The sequence below is a fragment of the Streptomyces sp. NPDC104381 genome, assembly GCF_055583745.1.
This window is the reverse complement of record NZ_JBVJNK010000007.1, coordinates 281,561-296,466: the sequence shown is the minus strand read 5'-3', so window position 1 is coordinate 296,466 and position 14,906 is coordinate 281,561. Positions and strand designations below refer to the sequence as shown.

The 14,906-nt window shown below is 71.7% G+C and carries 18 protein-coding genes; 10 read left to right on the top strand and 8 right to left on the bottom strand.

Going from position 1 to position 14,906, the window contains the following annotated elements:
- Positions 1-24 precede the first annotated feature (24 nt).
- The gene (locus tag ACZ607_RS25675; protein WP_469738206.1) at positions 25-546 is read right to left on the bottom strand and encodes a hypothetical protein; all 522 of its coding nucleotides are present in this window, start codon (positions 544-546) and stop codon (positions 25-27) included.
- Between the two features lie 105 nt (positions 547-651).
- Positions 652-1,137, bottom strand: coding sequence for a peroxiredoxin (locus tag ACZ607_RS25670; protein ID WP_469738204.1), 486 nt, complete (start codon positions 1,135-1,137; stop codon positions 652-654).
- 158 nt (positions 1,138-1,295) lie between these two features.
- Here ACZ607_RS25670 and ACZ607_RS25665 point away from each other — a divergent pair, with 158 nt between their 5' ends.
- The 3 genes from ACZ607_RS25665 to ACZ607_RS25655 all read left to right on the top strand — a co-directional run bounded on the left by ACZ607_RS25665 (position 1,296) and on the right by ACZ607_RS25655 (position 4,319).
- Positions 1,296-2,039, top strand: a complete 744-nt coding sequence (locus ACZ607_RS25665; RefSeq protein ID WP_469738202.1) for an alpha/beta hydrolase — start codon at positions 1,296-1,298, stop codon at positions 2,037-2,039.
- A gap of 74 nt (positions 2,040-2,113) precedes the next feature.
- Positions 2,114-3,814 (top strand): SpoIIE family protein phosphatase, encoded by a 1,701-nt coding sequence (locus tag ACZ607_RS25660; protein ID WP_469738200.1) that lies wholly within the window; start codon positions 2,114-2,116, stop codon positions 3,812-3,814.
- Between the two features lie 52 nt (positions 3,815-3,866).
- Positions 3,867-4,319, top strand: a complete 453-nt coding sequence (locus tag ACZ607_RS25655) for a YunG family protein (RefSeq protein ID WP_469738198.1) — start codon at positions 3,867-3,869, stop codon at positions 4,317-4,319.
- Here the strand turns inward: ACZ607_RS25655 and ACZ607_RS25650 are convergent.
- Together ACZ607_RS25650 and ACZ607_RS25645 are read right to left on the bottom strand one after the other, a co-directional pair.
- Positions 4,249-4,464, bottom strand: coding sequence for a hypothetical protein (locus tag ACZ607_RS25650; RefSeq protein WP_469738196.1), 216 nt, complete (start codon positions 4,462-4,464; stop codon positions 4,249-4,251). The genes ACZ607_RS25655 and ACZ607_RS25650 overlap by 71 nt on opposite strands.
- Positions 4,465-4,588: 124 nt before the next feature.
- The gene (locus ACZ607_RS25645; RefSeq protein WP_469738194.1) at positions 4,589-5,185 is read right to left on the bottom strand and encodes a hypothetical protein; all 597 of its coding nucleotides are present in this window, start codon (positions 5,183-5,185) and stop codon (positions 4,589-4,591) included.
- Between the two features lie 331 nt (positions 5,186-5,516).
- Here ACZ607_RS25645 and ACZ607_RS25640 point away from each other — a divergent pair, with 331 nt between their 5' ends.
- The 3 genes from ACZ607_RS25640 to ACZ607_RS25630 all read left to right on the top strand — a co-directional run bounded on the left by ACZ607_RS25640 (position 5,517) and on the right by ACZ607_RS25630 (position 8,236).
- Positions 5,517-5,861 (top strand): MerR family transcriptional regulator, encoded by a 345-nt coding sequence (locus ACZ607_RS25640; protein ID WP_469738192.1) that lies wholly within the window; start codon positions 5,517-5,519, stop codon positions 5,859-5,861.
- A 306-nt stretch (positions 5,862-6,167) separates the two neighbouring features.
- Positions 6,168-6,371, top strand: a complete 204-nt coding sequence (locus ACZ607_RS25635; protein ID WP_014155340.1) for a cold-shock protein — start codon at positions 6,168-6,170, stop codon at positions 6,369-6,371.
- Positions 6,372-6,670: 299 nt separating this feature from the next.
- Positions 6,671-8,236 carry a DEAD/DEAH box helicase gene (locus ACZ607_RS25630; protein WP_469738191.1) on the top strand — a complete coding sequence of 522 codons (1,566 nt, stop codon included), beginning with the start codon at positions 6,671-6,673 and terminating at the stop codon, positions 8,234-8,236.
- Positions 8,237-8,303: 67 nt separating this feature from the next.
- On the opposite strand, the gene ACZ607_RS25625 is transcribed toward ACZ607_RS25630, so the two are convergent.
- From ACZ607_RS25625 to ACZ607_RS25615, 3 genes are read right to left on the bottom strand one after another with little or no spacing between them, the layout of a single operon-like run.
- Positions 8,304-9,380 carry an acyltransferase family protein gene (locus tag ACZ607_RS25625; protein WP_469738189.1) on the bottom strand — a complete coding sequence of 359 codons (1,077 nt, stop codon included), beginning with the start codon at positions 9,378-9,380 and terminating at the stop codon, positions 8,304-8,306.
- Between the two features lie 39 nt (positions 9,381-9,419).
- Positions 9,420-10,070, bottom strand: a complete 651-nt coding sequence (locus ACZ607_RS25620) for a zinc-binding dehydrogenase (RefSeq protein WP_469738188.1) — start codon at positions 10,068-10,070, stop codon at positions 9,420-9,422.
- Positions 10,067-10,327 (bottom strand): alcohol dehydrogenase catalytic domain-containing protein, encoded by a 261-nt coding sequence (locus tag ACZ607_RS25615; RefSeq protein ID WP_469738187.1) that lies wholly within the window; start codon positions 10,325-10,327, stop codon positions 10,067-10,069. The genes ACZ607_RS25620 and ACZ607_RS25615 overlap by 4 nt, the downstream gene beginning before the upstream one ends.
- Positions 10,328-10,526: 199 nt before the next feature.
- Between ACZ607_RS25615 and ACZ607_RS25610 the strand changes: the two genes are divergently transcribed.
- Positions 10,527-11,291, top strand: a complete 765-nt coding sequence (locus ACZ607_RS25610) for a glucose 1-dehydrogenase (RefSeq protein ID WP_469738185.1) — start codon at positions 10,527-10,529, stop codon at positions 11,289-11,291.
- Between the two features lie 4 nt (positions 11,292-11,295).
- Here ACZ607_RS25610 and ACZ607_RS25605 read toward each other — a convergent pair whose 3' ends face one another.
- On the bottom strand, positions 11,296-12,207 hold the full coding sequence (locus tag ACZ607_RS25605) for a ScbA/BarX family gamma-butyrolactone biosynthesis protein (RefSeq protein ID WP_469738183.1): 912 nt from the start codon (positions 12,205-12,207) through the stop codon (positions 11,296-11,298).
- 106 nt (positions 12,208-12,313) lie between these two features.
- On the opposite strand from ACZ607_RS25605, the gene ACZ607_RS25600 reads away from it, so the two are divergent.
- The 3 genes from ACZ607_RS25600 (at position 12,314) to ACZ607_RS25590 (ending at position 14,853) form a co-directional block, all read left to right on the top strand.
- Entirely contained in the window at positions 12,314-12,958 is a 645-nt protein-coding gene (locus ACZ607_RS25600) for a ScbR family autoregulator-binding transcription factor (RefSeq protein WP_099173389.1), read from the top strand.
- 114 nt (positions 12,959-13,072) lie between these two features.
- Positions 13,073-13,807 (top strand): peptidoglycan recognition protein family protein, encoded by a 735-nt coding sequence (locus tag ACZ607_RS25595; RefSeq protein WP_469738181.1) that lies wholly within the window; start codon positions 13,073-13,075, stop codon positions 13,805-13,807.
- A 209-nt stretch (positions 13,808-14,016) separates the two neighbouring features.
- Complete coding sequence (locus ACZ607_RS25590) at positions 14,017-14,853, top strand: transglycosylase family protein (protein ID WP_469738179.1); 837 nt, start codon at positions 14,017-14,019, stop codon at positions 14,851-14,853.
- The last annotated feature ends 53 nt before the right edge of the window (positions 14,854-14,906 follow it).

Sequence of the window (14,906 nt, the reverse complement as noted above, 5' to 3'; positions counted from 1 at the left end):
GACAGGCGTGGGGTTCGGTGGTGGTCAGCGCTCGACGGGGCGGACCGTGACCGAGGTGGTCGAGAGCGTGGCCTCCACCCAGATCTCGGCGCCGCGTTCGACCGGGACGGCGCTCTTCGCGGAGAACTTCACGGTCTGGCCCGCGAGTCGCAGCAGGACCTCGCCGTAACCGTCGGCCGGGATCGGGGTGACCACCGAACCCGACGTGCCGACGAGGTCGTCGCCACGCGGGGTGGCCGTGGTCTGGTCCCGCATCAGGGCCTTGCTGAACTTCCATGTCAGCCAGGCCGCGACGACGCCCGCCACCGCACCTGCCGTGAGGGCCAGGGGGACGCCGCTCCCGGTGGTGCCGAGGACGATCGCTCCCCCGAAGCCGAGCATCGAGAGGAAACCGGCGATGACGGGCAGCGAGAGCAGGCCGTCGAAGAAGCCGTTCAGCAGCCCGCCGAGCGCGTCGCCGAGGAGCCCTTCGAGGATCCCGTCGAAGATCAGGGAGAGGGCGAGGAGCACGATTCCCGCCATGCCGAGACCAAGGAAAACGGTCACGTGATCACTCCCCCGTTGTTCACTGTCCCCCGAAGAGCTTCCGTCGAACTGGCTGAATGGTCCCATAGGGGGGCATGCCGCGGCACTGCCGGAGTCCGGCAGTTTTTACGGAGTTCCGATGCCGGAAAGCTGCTGGGCGAGCGTGTCGAGCGACTGGAAGGTGGCACCGAGCAGCGCGACGTGCTTCCACCGCAGGACACCGTCCGGCCCGATCAGGAAGACGGAGCGGCGCACTCCGATGCCGGGGGCGGCGACCCCGTAGGCCCGGGCGGTCTCCCGCGCCGTGTCGGCCAGCAGGGGCATGCGCAGCCCGTGGCCGCGGGCGAAGGACTCATGGCTGTCCACACCCTGTGGACTGATTCCCCAGACCTCGGCGTCGAGGCCCTCGAAGGTCTCCAGGCCCGAGGAGTACGAGCAGAGCTGCTTGGTGCAGACGGCGGTGTTGTCGCCGGGGTAGAAGGCGAGGACGACGGCCCGTCCGCGCGCGGCGGAGAGCGTGTAGTCGCGCCGGGCGAAGTCGTCGTCGCCGAGGACGCCTCCGGGGAGGGTGAAGTCCGGTGCGGGCAGGCCGATTCGGGGTCCTGACGCCATGTCGGGGGCTCCTTGGGTCGCGTAGGGGAAGGGTTCGTGCGCCCTCCAGTGAACGGCACTTTCCACGCATCGGTACGTTCGACCCATCCGTCCGGCGTCCGGCACCGAATATGGGGGTGTGGGCGGGCGTGGGCCCCGCACCCGATCTGGAGGTACGTGTGGCCGGAAGACCGCCGTCGGCAGCGGTGCTCATCCTCCACGGCGGTTACGAGACCGGCATGGCCGCACCGGCACCGGGCGCGCTGAACCTGCCCGGTCTGCGCATGCTGCCGGTCTCCCGCGTGGTGGCCCGCGCGGTGAGCGGGGACTCCGGGGTGCGCGTGCAGCGCGTCCGCTACACGCACCGGGGCTGGAACGGCTCCCGCGAGGACCCGCTGCACGACGCCCTGCGGGTGCTCGACGCCCTGCGGCGCGAGGCCGGCGACATCCCCGTGGTCCTCCTCGGCCACTCCATGGGCGCCCGCGCCGCTCTCCACGCCGCCGGACACCCGCTGGTCCGCTCCGTCGTGGGTCTCGCCCCCTGGTGCCCGCCCGGCGACCCGGTGACGCAGCTCGCGGACCGTGACGTCGTCCTGCTGCACAGCACCCGGGACCGCGTGACGAGCCCCCTCGCCTCCCAGTCGCTCACGGCCAGGGCGCGCCGGGCGGGGGCCCGGACCTGCCTGGTGACGATCCCGGGCAGCGACCACGCGATGATCCGCCGCGCCCCGGCCTGGCACCATCTGGCGGGCCTGCTGGTCACCGGCCTGCTGGGGCTGACCCCGGTGCCGAAGCGGGTCGAGGCGGCGTTCGGGCTGCCTCCGGGGGCGGCCGCCTCCGAGGGGACCCTGTCCCTGGACGGACTCGACGCCGGCGGGCCGGGGCCGCGGAGATGCGGGGCGCTGCGCGGCGTCCGACGATGAGGGGCCGGGTGCTCGGTGGCCCGTGAGGGCCGGACCGCCCCGCGCTGCCGGGCACGACCCCTCTGGAGGCTCCGTTGCAGGCCGAAGAGCACGCCGATCCGACGTACATCGACGTGACAGCGCTGGACACGCTCATCGGCAGCAGCCCGGCCGGGGTGGCGGTCTTCGACACGGAGCTGCGCTACGTCTACGTGAACCCGGCACTCGAACGGCTCAACGGGCTGCCGGCCGCCGAGCACCTGGGCAGGCCCGTCGACGAGGTGCTGCCGGACATGAACGTACGGACCGACGTCATGCGCCAGGTGCTGGCCGACGGCAGGCCCCGGGAGATGACCACCAGCGGGCAGACCCGGGTGGACTCCGTCATCGAGCGGCGGTACTGGCGGGTGGCCCTCCACCGGTTCGAGGAGGACGGGGCGGTGCACGGGCTGATCGCCCTCGCCCAGGAGGTCACCGCCACCGAGAACGAGCGGGCGGAGCTGCGGCGGGCCAGGAGCTATCTGACGCTCCTCGACAAGGCCACCGTCAGCATCGGTTCGACACTGGACGTGGAGACCACCTGCCAGGAGCTCGCGGACTTCGTGGTCCCGGAGATGGCCGATGTGGCGGTCGTCGAGATAGTCCCGGACGCCGACGGGCACTCCCGGAGCGAGTCGCCGCCCGGGGTGCTGCGGCTGCGGCGGGCCGGGGTGGCCTCGATCCCCGAACTCGCCGATCGGCTCTCCCGGTTCGGCGGCCCGGGTACGGACGTCGACTACCAGGAGGACGCGGCCGTCTCGCGCTGCCTGGCCGCCGACGGGCCCGTGATCGAGAACCTCGTCGGCGGCGAGGGCCTCAACCGCAACCGGTCGGGTCCCTCCCCGGAGCGGGCCGCCGCCTACCGCGCTCTCGGTCTGCACTCGGCGGTCGTCGTGCCGCTCACCACGCGCGGACGGCCGCTGGGGGCGCTCAGCCTCGTACGGGCCGGGGACTCGCCCCCGTTCACGGAGGGCCTGGACGTGGTCGTGGCCCGGACGCTCGCGGGGCGTGCCGCCGTCGACGTGGACCACGCCCACCGCTACACGCACGAGCACCGGGTCGCCCGGGAGCTCCAGCGCTCCCTGCTCTCCGAGCCGCGCGTACCGAACCCGGGCATCGAGATCGCCTCGCTCTACCTACCCGCGGGCGAGGAGGCGCTGGTGGGCGGCGACTGGTTCGACGCCATCCCGCTGCGGGGCGGCCGCCACATCAAGGTGATGGGCGACGTCATGGGGCACGGCGTGGAAGCCGCCGTCGCCATGAGCAACTACCGCTCGATGCTCCGCGTGATGGCCGACGACGAGCAACCTCCGCACCGCATCCTGGAGCGGCTCGACCGGGCGGTCGGGCAGTCGGGCCTCGACCGGGCGGCGACGTGCCTGATCGCGGTCGTCGACCGGAAGGAGGGAACCTGCGAGGTGGCCAGCGCGGGACATCCGCCGCCGGTGTTCATCGACCCGGGGGCACCCGAGGCACGGGTGGCGCGCGTGCCCGTCGGACCGCCCCTGGGCACGGGCTTCGGCGGGTACCGGACGACGGTGCTGCCGTGCGCTCCCGGGACGGTGCTCTTCATGTACACCGACGGCCTGGTGGAGCGCCGGGGCGAGGACATCGACGTGTCGATCGGGCGGCTCAGACAGCTCAAGCTGCCGCCGGGCGGACGGCTGGAGGACCTGCTGGCGGAGGTCGTCGACCGGTTCGCGGAGGAGGCCGAGGACGACATCGCGGTGCTCGTCTCCCGGAGCCGGGGCTACTGAACGCTCCTGCGGCGCGGGGGCGTTGTCAGTGGCCGGTGCGAGGATGCGCGGCATGGGACCTCTGCTCCTCACCGACATCGAAGACGCCGTCCGCAGCAGCTGGGGCGCGGACACCACCACGCCCGCGCACCGGGCGGACTGGGATCCGGCCGATCCGGCCCGGGACCAGTGCGGGGTGACCGCGCTCGTGGTCCACGACCTGCTGGGCGGCGAGCTGATCCGGGGCGAGGTGATGGTGGACGGCGAGCGCGTCGACTTCCACTGGTGGAACAGGCTGGGCGGGGCCACGGAGATCGACCTGACCCGGGAGCAGTTCGCCCCGCACGAGACCGTGACCGGGGGCGTGGCCGTCGAGCGCCCGGCGGAGATCGTCCGGCTCCGCGAGGAGTACGAGCTGCTGGGCGCCCGGGTGGCGGAGAGGCTGCGGGAGCGGCTCAGCCGGCGTGCCGGGAGCGTCCCCGCAGCCGGCGCAGCACGATCAGGGCCGACGTCACCAGGGGCATGAGACCTGCCAGGGTGTTCGCGGTGGTGAGCTTGTCCTGGGTGCCTCTGGCCCGGCGCATCTGCTTGATGGTGCGAAGGACGGCGATCGCGCTGCTGCCCAGGCTCAGGAGCAGGCCGATCTTCGAGTTCGCGGGCTTCCTCGGCATCTGCGTGCCTCCCGACATCGCTGCGCGGCCCCTCGGTCCACGTAACCGGCTGCGGGACGGGTCCGCAATCGGGGGCCGGCCGGGCCGGCCACGGAGTACGCGTCCGGTCCGTCCGGGCCAGGTGTCAGGCGAAGAGGAAGCCGGCCGCCGTGGCGGCGCCCACGGCCGCTCCCGCCACGGTCTGGGCCACCGTGTGGTAGCGCAGTGCCACCCGCGACCAGCAGACGGCGACGGCCGGTACGGCCGCGCACAGCCACCACGGGGAGTGGGCGACGCTGAGCAGCGCCACCACGGACGACGCGACGGCCGAGTCGACGGAGATCTTCCAGACCGTGTTGACGGCCAGCAGCACCGTCGTCATGACCCACAGGGCGATCATCGCGATCAGGATGCCGAGGGGCGCGTGCCCCAGGACCATGATCAGCGCGCCGGTGCCGAGCGAGCCCAGGATCACCAGGAAGATGGGCGCCCGCTGGGTCCGGTCCACGACGTGCCGGTCGCCCCAGGTGCCGCGCCCGCGCTCCCACTCGATGTAGCCGGCGGGGATCAGCCCGGCGCAGAGGGCGCCGAGGAAGCCCCAGGGGAGCCCGGTCCAGTCACCGGCCGAGGCCAGCCCGACGGCGAGCATCCCGAAGAGCAGCACATTGCGGGGCTGCAGGACGTCCGTGACCGTGCGGGCCACGGTCGTGGTCAGGTCCGTGGTCGTGTCCGTGCCGCTCATGGTGGGTACTCCGGTTCGCGCGGGCCGCGCGGATACCGGCGGCCGCGCGTGAAGTAGCCCTTCACGACGGGGGATGCGTGAAGGGCTACCCGTGCAGTATGACCGTTCGCCGGTCTGCCGACAACTGACCGGTCGGTCAGCCCTGTTGGGGTGTTCGTACGGCTACGGAGGGCTCCCGCCCGGCGCCTGCCGGGCGGAAACCGCACCCGGGTCACGCCGGGGACGGAGGAAACCTGTTCCGGCGGCGATAGACATGACCTATCCGTACGCCTAGGGTTTCTTGTGCAGCCAGGCCATATCGGTGGACCGGCGCGCAGCAGAAGAGGTGCAGATGACCCGGGAATCCCCGTCGCATGCCACGGACCGTCTCGACGACGACGACTACCCCGCGTACACGATGGGGCGGGCCGCCGAGATGATCGGTGCGACGCCAGGCTTCCTCAGGGCGATCGGCGAGGCCCGGCTGATCACGCCGCTGCGCTCCGAGGGGGGCCACCGCCGCTACTCGCGCTACCAGCTGCGCATCGCGGCCCGCGCCCGTGAGCTCGTGGACTCCGGCACACCGATCGAGGCCGCCTGCCGCATCGTCATCCTGGAGGACCAGCTCGAGGAGGCCCTGCGCCTCAACGAGGAACTGCGGCGGCCCGCCGCGGGCCGGAGCGGCGGCGATTCCTGACCGGCGCACGGGTGCATATCTGTTTCCGTCGGCACAGAAATACGCGCAAAGTGCGGTGAGGGTTTATGCCACACGCGGTGGAGCGATGGCGTAGTGATATGGCGTACAGCTCAGTTGTGACCGAATCGTGCTACTGTTGATCTCAGTTGCAGTTGTGGTTCCCAAAACTTACAAGTGCACTCACCGTTTTCACTCCGGTGGGCGCGCTTTTGTATTTCCGGTCTCTTCCGGACGGGGCAATCATTTGCGGCGACGTAGGGCTCACACGGTGTGGGCCCACGGGCAACGCCCCGAAGGAGATATGACATGGCTACTGGCACCGTGAAGTGGTTCAACTCGGAAAAGGGCTTCGGCTTCATCGAGCAGGAGGGTGGCGGCGCCGACGTCTTCGCCCACTACTCGAACATCGCCGCCCAGGGCTTCCGCGAGCTGCAGGAAGGCCAGAAGGTGAACTTCGACGTCACGCAGGGCCAGAAGGGCCCGCAGGCGGAGAACATCACCCCCGCCTGATCACTCAGGTGTACGACGCAGCTGGGGCCCGCACCTAGGGGTGCGGGCCCCGGCTCGTTGTGTTTTCCCGGCTGTCGCCCGCTGCCGTCGCACCGACGGAGTAATTCCCGGTGTGCACGGGGCGGGTGCGGCGATTATCCGCAGTCATATGGAGTGCCGGATCCGGCTGGTTCATCCGCTGGACGGGCTTCGTTCATCGATATTTCACCGGCTCGTTCTTGCGATTCTTGGCGCCGTACATGGCTGCAGCCGCCCGGAAAGAATCCCTCGATACGTGCCATTCGAGGGAAGGGTTCTTCTTGAACCGCGATCGCACATCTCGCACGAACGACCGATTCTCCCGGACGCGTTCCGGCGGATCCGCCGGCAGCCGCACCGCCAACGGATTCCGCGGCACGGCATCCGGCCGGCAGGGCGCGGGTGCGCAGGGCCGCTCCGGCGGGCCGAGGCGCTCCGGTGGGGGCAACGGCCGCCGTTCCTCCTCCGTCCAGGGCGAGTTCGCCCTGCCGGTGACCATCACCCCCGCCCTCCCGGCCGCCGAGTCCTTCGCGGACCTGGACATGCCCGCGCCCCTGCTGGCGGCGCTGGCCTCCGAGGGCATGTCGGTGCCGTTCCCCATCCAGGCCGCCACCCTGCCGAACTCGCTCGCCGGACGGGACGTCCTGGGCCGCGGCCGCACCGGATCGGGCAAGACGCTCGCCTTCGGCCTCGCGCTCCTGGCCCGCACCGCGGGCAACCGCGCCGACGCCCGCCGGCCGCTGGCCCTGGTCCTCGTCCCCACCCGGGAACTGGCCCAGCAGGTCACCGACGCGCTCACCCCGTACGCCCGCTCCCTCAAGCTCCGGCTGGCCACGGTCGTCGGCGGTATGTCGATCGGCCGCCAGGCCAGCGCCCTGCGCGGCGGCGCCGAAGTCGTCGTCGCCACCCCGGGCCGGCTGAAGGACCTCATCGAGCGCGGCGACTGCCGGCTGGACCGCGTCGCGATCACCGTCCTCGACGAGGCCGACCAGATGGCCGACATGGGCTTCATGCCGCAGGTCACCGAGCTGCTCGACCAGGTCGGTGCCGACGGTCAGCGGATGCTGTTCTCGGCCACCCTGGACCGCAACGTGGACCTGCTGGTCCGCCGCTACCTGCACGACCCGGTCGTCCACTCCGTGGACCCCGCGGCCGGCGCGGTGACGACGATGGAGCACCACGTGCTCTACGTCCAGGGCGCCGACAAGTACGCGACGACCACCGAGATCGCCGCCCGCGAGGGCCGGGTGATCATGTTCCTCGACACCAAGCACGCGGTGGACAAGCTCACCGACCACCTGCTGCACAGCGGTGTCCGGGCGGCCGCGCTGCACGGCGGAAAGTCGCAGCCGCAGCGCACCCGCACCCTGGACCGTTTCAAGACCGGCCACGTCACGGTGCTGGTCGCCACGAACGTCGCCGCCCGCGGCATCCACGTCGACAACCTCGACCTGGTCGTCAACGTGGACCCGCCCAGCGACCACAAGGACTACCTGCACCGCGGCGGACGCACCGCGCGCGCCGGGGAGTCCGGCAGCGTCGTCACGCTCGTGCTGCCCAACCAGCGCCGCGAGATGACCCGGCTGATGGCGGACGCGGGCATCACGCCGCAGATCGCCCAGGTCCGCTCCGGCGAGGCCGAGCTCAACCGCATCACCGGTGCCCAGGCCCCCTCGGGTGTGCCCGTCACCATCACGTCACCGGTGTCGGAGCGCAAGAGCAGCGGTTCCGGTCCCCGTGGCCGGCGCGGCGCGCGTCCTGGCCAGGGGCGCCGCTCCAACGCCAGTACGCCCACCCCGCAGGCGCGCGCCGCGGCGGCGCAGCGCCGGGCCAACAAGGCCGCGTAGCCGTCCGGCCGACCGCACCGCACCCCCGAGGCCTTCCCGGCCCGGGGGTGCGGTGCGTCCCGGGGCCTCAGGACCCCGGGACGGGCTTCCTGGCCCAGTCGAGCCGGGGCTCCACGACGTAACGGAACACCCGTCGCACGGGAGGGCTGCAGAGGACCGTGACCGCGGCCGCGGCGGCGGCGGAGACCAGGATCCGGCCCAGGGGCGTGGAGACGACGTCCACCTCGTAGAGGCCGAGCTTGACCGCGCCCTTGATGACGAAGCCGTGCAGCAGATAGCCGTAGAGCGTGCCGGCGCCCAGCGCGGTCATCCAGAGCCTGCGGTTCGGCACCCAGGCGAGGAAGCAGGCGCTGAGCACGAGCGCGCAGCCGAACAGCAGCGGCGTGACCACGGCACCCGCCCAGGCGGGCGAGCCGAGCTGCTCCGCGCCGTACCGGCGGAAGAACCACGAGGTCGTCGAGCGCGGCACCGCCCAGTAGGCGACGGCCAGGGCCACCAGGAAGACCGGTACGGAGGCGAGGCGCACGGCCCTGCGGCGTACGAGGTCGAAGTGCTCGGGACGCAGGCACAGGCCCAGGACGTAGTACGGGAGGAACTGGAGGACCCGCTGGAACTGCAGGTCCTCGCCGATGTTGCTGGTCACCGCCCCCATGGCGGCGATGACCAGGGCGAGCGCCACGGGCCACCGCACCCGCAGCCAGAAGGGGGTGGTGAGACGCCAGAGGAACAGCGCGGGCAGGAACCACAGCAGCCAGTACGGCGTGAGCGGGCTCAGCGGGAACTCCGGGGACCCGGTCAGGCGCTCGAAGAGGGTGTAGGCGACCTCGAAGACGGCGTAGGGCACGGCGATGCTCGTGACGAGCTTCCACACCCGGTCGGAGCTCAGCTCCAGGCCGCGCGAGAAGTAGCCGGCGATGATGATGAAGACCGGCATGTGGAAGGTGTAGACGAAGGTGTAGAGCGTCTCCACCAGCCGCCCGCTGCCGGGGAGGGGCTCCCAGGAGTGCCCCATCGCGACGAGGACGATGGCCAGGTACTTCGCGTTGTCGAAGAACGGGTCGCGACCGGGACGGGACCGCGCCGGCGCCGGAGCTGCCGCATCGGCGCCTGCCGGCCCGGGGGAGCGAGAGGTCTGGGAAGGCATCCGGTCACTCTAGGGCGCCATGTCCGGAACAGGGGCGGCTCAGGGCGTGAGGATCAGCTTTCCCGTGGTCCGGCGCCCGAGCAGGTCCTCATGGGCGCGCCGGGCGTCGGCGAGCGGGTAGCTGCCGCCGGTCACGGGCCTGAGGCGGCCCTCGCCGACGAGGGCGAAGAGCTCCTTGAGCGGCCCGCTGACCCCGCCGGGCGCAGCGAGGGCGGGGCGCAGCCAGAATCCGACGACGGAGGCGTTGAGGCGGCCCAGACGGGCCGGGTCGACGGGGGTGAAGCCGCCGCGGGCGGCGTTGCCGTAGGTCACCAGCCGGCCGAAGGACGCCAGGGAGCCCAGGGCCTGGTCGAAGAGGTCACCGCCGACGGCGTCCAGGACGACGTCCGCCCTCTCCGCGAGGGGGTAGGCGGCCACCCCGTCCGCGCCGAGGTCCCGGGCGAGGCGCTCCTTCTCCGGGGTGGAGGCCTGGGCGAGCACCCGGCCCGCTCCGAACTCCCTGGCCAGCTGGACGGCCAGGCTGCCGACGCCGCCCGCCGCCGAGTGCACGACGACGGTCTCCCCCGCACGCAGCCGGGCCGCCGACCGCAGCAGATGCCAGGCGGTCAGGCCCTGCATCATGAGGGCGAGGGCCTGCGCCGCGCCGAGGTCCTCGGGGATCTCCAGGACGGCGGACTCCTTGGCGGTCACCTGCTCCGCGTATCCGTGGGAGACCCGGGCCAGCACCCGCCGCCCGTCCGGGTGCGGCCCACGACCTCGCTGCCCGGCACGTACGGCAGGGCGTCGGCCGCGAGGTAGGAGCCGTCCACCTGATGGGTGTCCGCGAAGTTGACCCCGGCGGCCTCGACGGTGAGGAGCACCTCTCCGGGGCCCGGCACGGGGGCGGCCAGTTCCACGGGGCGGAGTACGTCGGGTCCACCGAAGCGGTCGAACTGGATCGCGAGCATGCCGCAGGGTATCGCGGAGCCGCCCGGCCGGACCGGGGCCCGGTACCCGCCGTCGGAATCCGGTGAGCGGCCAGGCGAAAACAGGACAATCGGTCGGTTATGGGGGCGGGGCCTGGCCGGGGTCCCGGGGCCGGGCCGGCCGGTACTCCGGGCGGATCGGCCGTGGTCGTGGGGCCGCTCGCCTGCCAGACTGCGGGCCATGAGCGATCTTCTTCACGACAGAGTCGTCCTGATCACCGGGGCGAGCAGCGGTATCGGCGCGGCGGCGGCCCGGGTGTTCTCCGAGGAGGGCGCGACGGTGGTCCTGGCCGCGCGCCGGGAGGACCGACTGGCCTCGCTGACGGCCGAGTTGAGGGACAAGGGGGCCCAAGCCTCCTACGTCGTCTGCGATGTCACGGTGGCCGAGGACGCCGCCCGCGCCGTCGACTTCACGGTCGACACCTACGGGCGCCTGGACTCCGCGTTCAACAACGCGGGCCTCGGCGGCGACCGTACTCCCTTGCACCTCATGGGAGATGACGTCTACGACGCGGTCATGGACGTCAACGTGCGGGGTGTCTGGAACTGCCTCCGCCACGAGATAGCGGCCATGCTGCCCAATTCCGGGGGCAGTTCCATCGTGAACAACAGCAGCGTGGGCGGGCTGGTGGCCATACCGGCGGCCGCGCCCTACATAGCGGCCAAGCACGCCGTCGTCGGCCTCACCAGGGCCGCCGCCGACGAATACGCCCAACAGGGCATCAGGGTCAACGCGGTGGCCCCCGGCACCACCCGCAGCGAGATCACCGCCGACTGGTTCGGCCGTAACCCGGGCCTGGAGGAGATGGTCAACAGCCGTACGCCGCAGGGGCGTACGGCCGAGCCGGAAGAGATGGCGAACGCGGTCGCCTGGCTGCTCAGCGACCGCTGCCCCTTCCTCACGGGCACCGTGCTCCCCGTGGACGGCGGCTTCATCAACCAGTGAGGCGTCAGCCGCAGGGCCCGCTCAGCCGGCCCCGGTAGACCGTCTCCCCGTCCTGCGTCGCGGTCACCAGGACGGAGGTCTCCCCGGGGCCGGCGGGCAGGATCTCCGCCTCGATCCAGCAGGGCCGGTCGAATTCGGAGTACCTCTTGAACTCGCTGGTGGCGGTGGTCGCTTCGAAAAGCGCGGGAAACAGGGCGGCGTTCGCGGCCTGGTGGGCGGCCTCCATCAGGACGAGCCCCGGGACGTGGTCGACGGGATGGTCGTAGAGCACGACGTTGTCCACGTCGTTGCGCAACTGCCAGTGCAGGGGCCGGTTTCCGGCCGCCAGGACCACGTCGGTCGGGGTGTGACGCCCGACGGTGCGGGGGTCGAGCGGGGCGGGCAGGGGCCAGGCGTTCCAGTCGACGGTGAGGTGTTCCCCGCGGAGCCGACGGTAGGCGCGCGGAGAAATCCAGCCGAACTCGGAATCCGCACGGGCCACCAAGCTGCCACCCTGGAGTACGCGGACGTCCATTCCGAGCGAACTGACCGTCCGCCCACGCTTCTTGGGCTCGGCGACGGAGACCTCCACGGCCAGGTCGCAGGGCCCGTCGAGGGGGGTGCGGAAGCCCGGGGCGACGGTGAAGTCGAAGTAGTGGAGGAGGGTTTGATCGGCCAGCGGAACGCCGTACGCTGCGTGCGCGATGACCAGCCCGCTCTGCCTGATGGTCTGGGTGAGCACCCGGGGGTCGTACGGGAGCCCCGCCGCGGGTGCCGGCCACCTCGCGGACAGCGAGAACTCGCCATCTTCCCTGCTGTGCCAGGCGGTGAGGAAGACCATCTCGGTACGCCCCAGGTGGACGTATTCCTTGGGGACGCCGTTCCGGCCCTCCGCTGTGCAGTGCGGTGGTCTCGGAACAACGGGTATGTCGGGCACGGCCCTCCCGGACAATGGAACAAAATGGGCATTACGGCGCTGATATGATACCGGTTCACCGGTACTTTTTGAAGAAGCGTCAGGCCACGTTCAAGGGGAGCGCGAGTTGGCACGACAGCAACGGGCGATCCGCACGCGCAGAATCTTCCTGGAAGCGGCCGCCGAGGTCTTCGACGAGCACGGTTACGACGCCGCCACGATCGCCGCGATCCTCGACCGGGCCGGGCTCACACGGGGTGCGCTCTACTTCCACTTCACGTCGAAGGAGGAGCTGGCCCGTGGCGTCCTCCAGGAGGCCGTGACCGCGGACGGGGTCACCCCGCAGACCTTCAAGCTGCAGGAATGGGTGGACATAGCACTCCTGCTCGCCTACCGGCTGCCCAGGGAACCCCTGCTCAGCGCCTCGATCCGGCTGTCGGTCGACCCACGGGCGCGCGGGCTCTTCGGTACCCGCTGGCCGGACTGGATCGCCCTCGGCACGGAGATACTCACCGAGGCCAGGGAGCGGGGCGAGCTCCTTCCGCATGTCGACCCGGAGGCCACTTCACGGCTCTTCGTCGGGGCGTGGACCGGGGTCCAGCTGGTGACCGAGTCCATGGCGGAGCCGCCGGACCTGGTCGCCGAGATCTCCGCCCTCTTCGAGCTCATCCTCCCGAACAACGCGGTCCCGGGCGTGCTCGCCCGGCTCGACACCTCACCGCACCGCGCGGCACGCATCATCGAGCAGCAGCAGGCGGTCGCCGTTTCCTGACCGCCCGGGCGGTGTCACGGAGTGCCCCGGCCAGGCCGCGGGCCGCCTCAGGCCATGTCACCCGATCGGGTGTGGGCGCCTGCGAAGTGGCTGGTCAGCCCGCATGGTGGCCCTATGTGGCTTCGCCGAACCGCCGTGTGCGCCATGGTCGTGCCGCTGGCGTTCCTGGTGCTCCGGGACGCGCCGGTACGGCTCGCCGCGCCCGAGCAGAGCACCGCGAAGCCGGTGGCACCGCCGGCGGCCCCGCGTCCCGCGATCGTCAGCCGGGCGGAGTGGCATGCGGACGAGAGCCTGGTCAAGGAGGACGCGGTGTACACGGGGACGGTGCGGGCCGTCTTCGTCCACCACACGGGTCACACCAACAACTACGACTGCGCCGACGCCCCCAAGATGCTCCGGGCGATGGAGGAGGCGCACGTCCGCGGCGAGGGCTGGGACGACATCGGCTACAACTTCGTGGTCGACCGCTGCGGGACCATATACGAGGGCAGGGCGGGCGGCGTGGGGCGCTCCGTACGCGGGGCCCACGCCACCGGGTTCAACGCGCACAGCGTGGGGATCGCGGCCCTCGGCACCTTCGATCCCGGTGTCACCGTCCCGAAGGCGCTCATCGAGGGGATCGCGAAGGTCGGTGCGTGGAAGCTGGACCGGTCGATCGACCCCCGCGGCATCGTGCGGATGGTGTCGACGAACGACGACAGCCTGTACCGGCGCGGTGAGGTGGTCTACCTCCACGCCGTGGCCGGCCACCGGGACACCTTCTCGACGTACTGCCCCGGTGAGGCGCTCTACCGTCAACTCCCCGCGATCCGCGCGGAGATGGCGCGGCTGCGGGTGAAGAAGAAGTAGGGCCGGAGCCGCACCCAGTGATGCCGGCACCCCTGTGGGTGTCCTCCGGCGACGGCCGCGCGTGGTCACGCCGTGCGGCGGCCGGGCGGGCCCTCCACCCGGGTGATTGTGAGGGCGTCGGCCGCGTCGAAGCCCATTGAAAAGATGATCGGCGGCTTATCTGTTCGTGCCCTTGCACACCTTCTGGAGCACAGCGGAGGAATACCGTCATGCCGGCATCACCCCTCGCAAAGCGGCCCGTCGAATCGGTGCTCGCCCTTCTGCTCGTTCTCCTGAGCGTGCTCGGCCTCGCCGGCCGCAGCGTGGCGGCCACCCCCGCCCAGGCTCCGGCCCGCACCCCCGCCCAGGCCGTACCGGCCCAGGCCGCCCCCGCCCGGGCCGTCGTCGCCCCGACGGTCGTCGCGCCGACCGTCACGGCCGGGACGGACTGGGACCGCATCGCCGAGTGCGAGAGCAACGGCCGCTGGGGCATCAACACCGGCAACGGCTACCACGGTGGCCTCCAGTTCGCCCCCTCCACCTGGCGGGCCTACGGAGGTGGGCAGTACGCACCCCGCGCCGACCTCGCGACCAAGTCCGAGCAGATCGCCGTCGCCGAGCGCGTCCGACGCTCGCAGGGACTGGGCGCCTGGCCCACCTGTGGCCGCCTCGGCGCCAACGGCACATCGAGCTCCTCGTCCTCCGGTGGCAGCAGCGGTAGCAGCAGTGGCAGCGTCGACGGAAGCGACACGGCGCAGGCGGCCCCCGAGCGCCAGTCGACCGGCAGTTCGAACAGCGGCTCGTCCGGCAACGTGTCGTCCGGCAGCTCGCACCACAGCGACGACGACGGCGCCGCACGCGGCGACAACGGCGCCACGCACCACTACTCCGAGGACCTCGCGGACGCGGAGACGTACGTCGTCGAGCCGGGCGACTGCCTCTCGGTGATCGCCGAGCGGGCGGACGTGGACGGTGGCTGGCCCGCGCTGTACGAGCTGAACCGCGAACTCCTGGACCAGGGCCCGCACCTGATCTTCCCCGGACAGCAGCTCCGCCTGAACGCCTGACATCCGACATGACGACCACGGCGATTCACCGGCCGAGCGCGAACTCCCCGCGG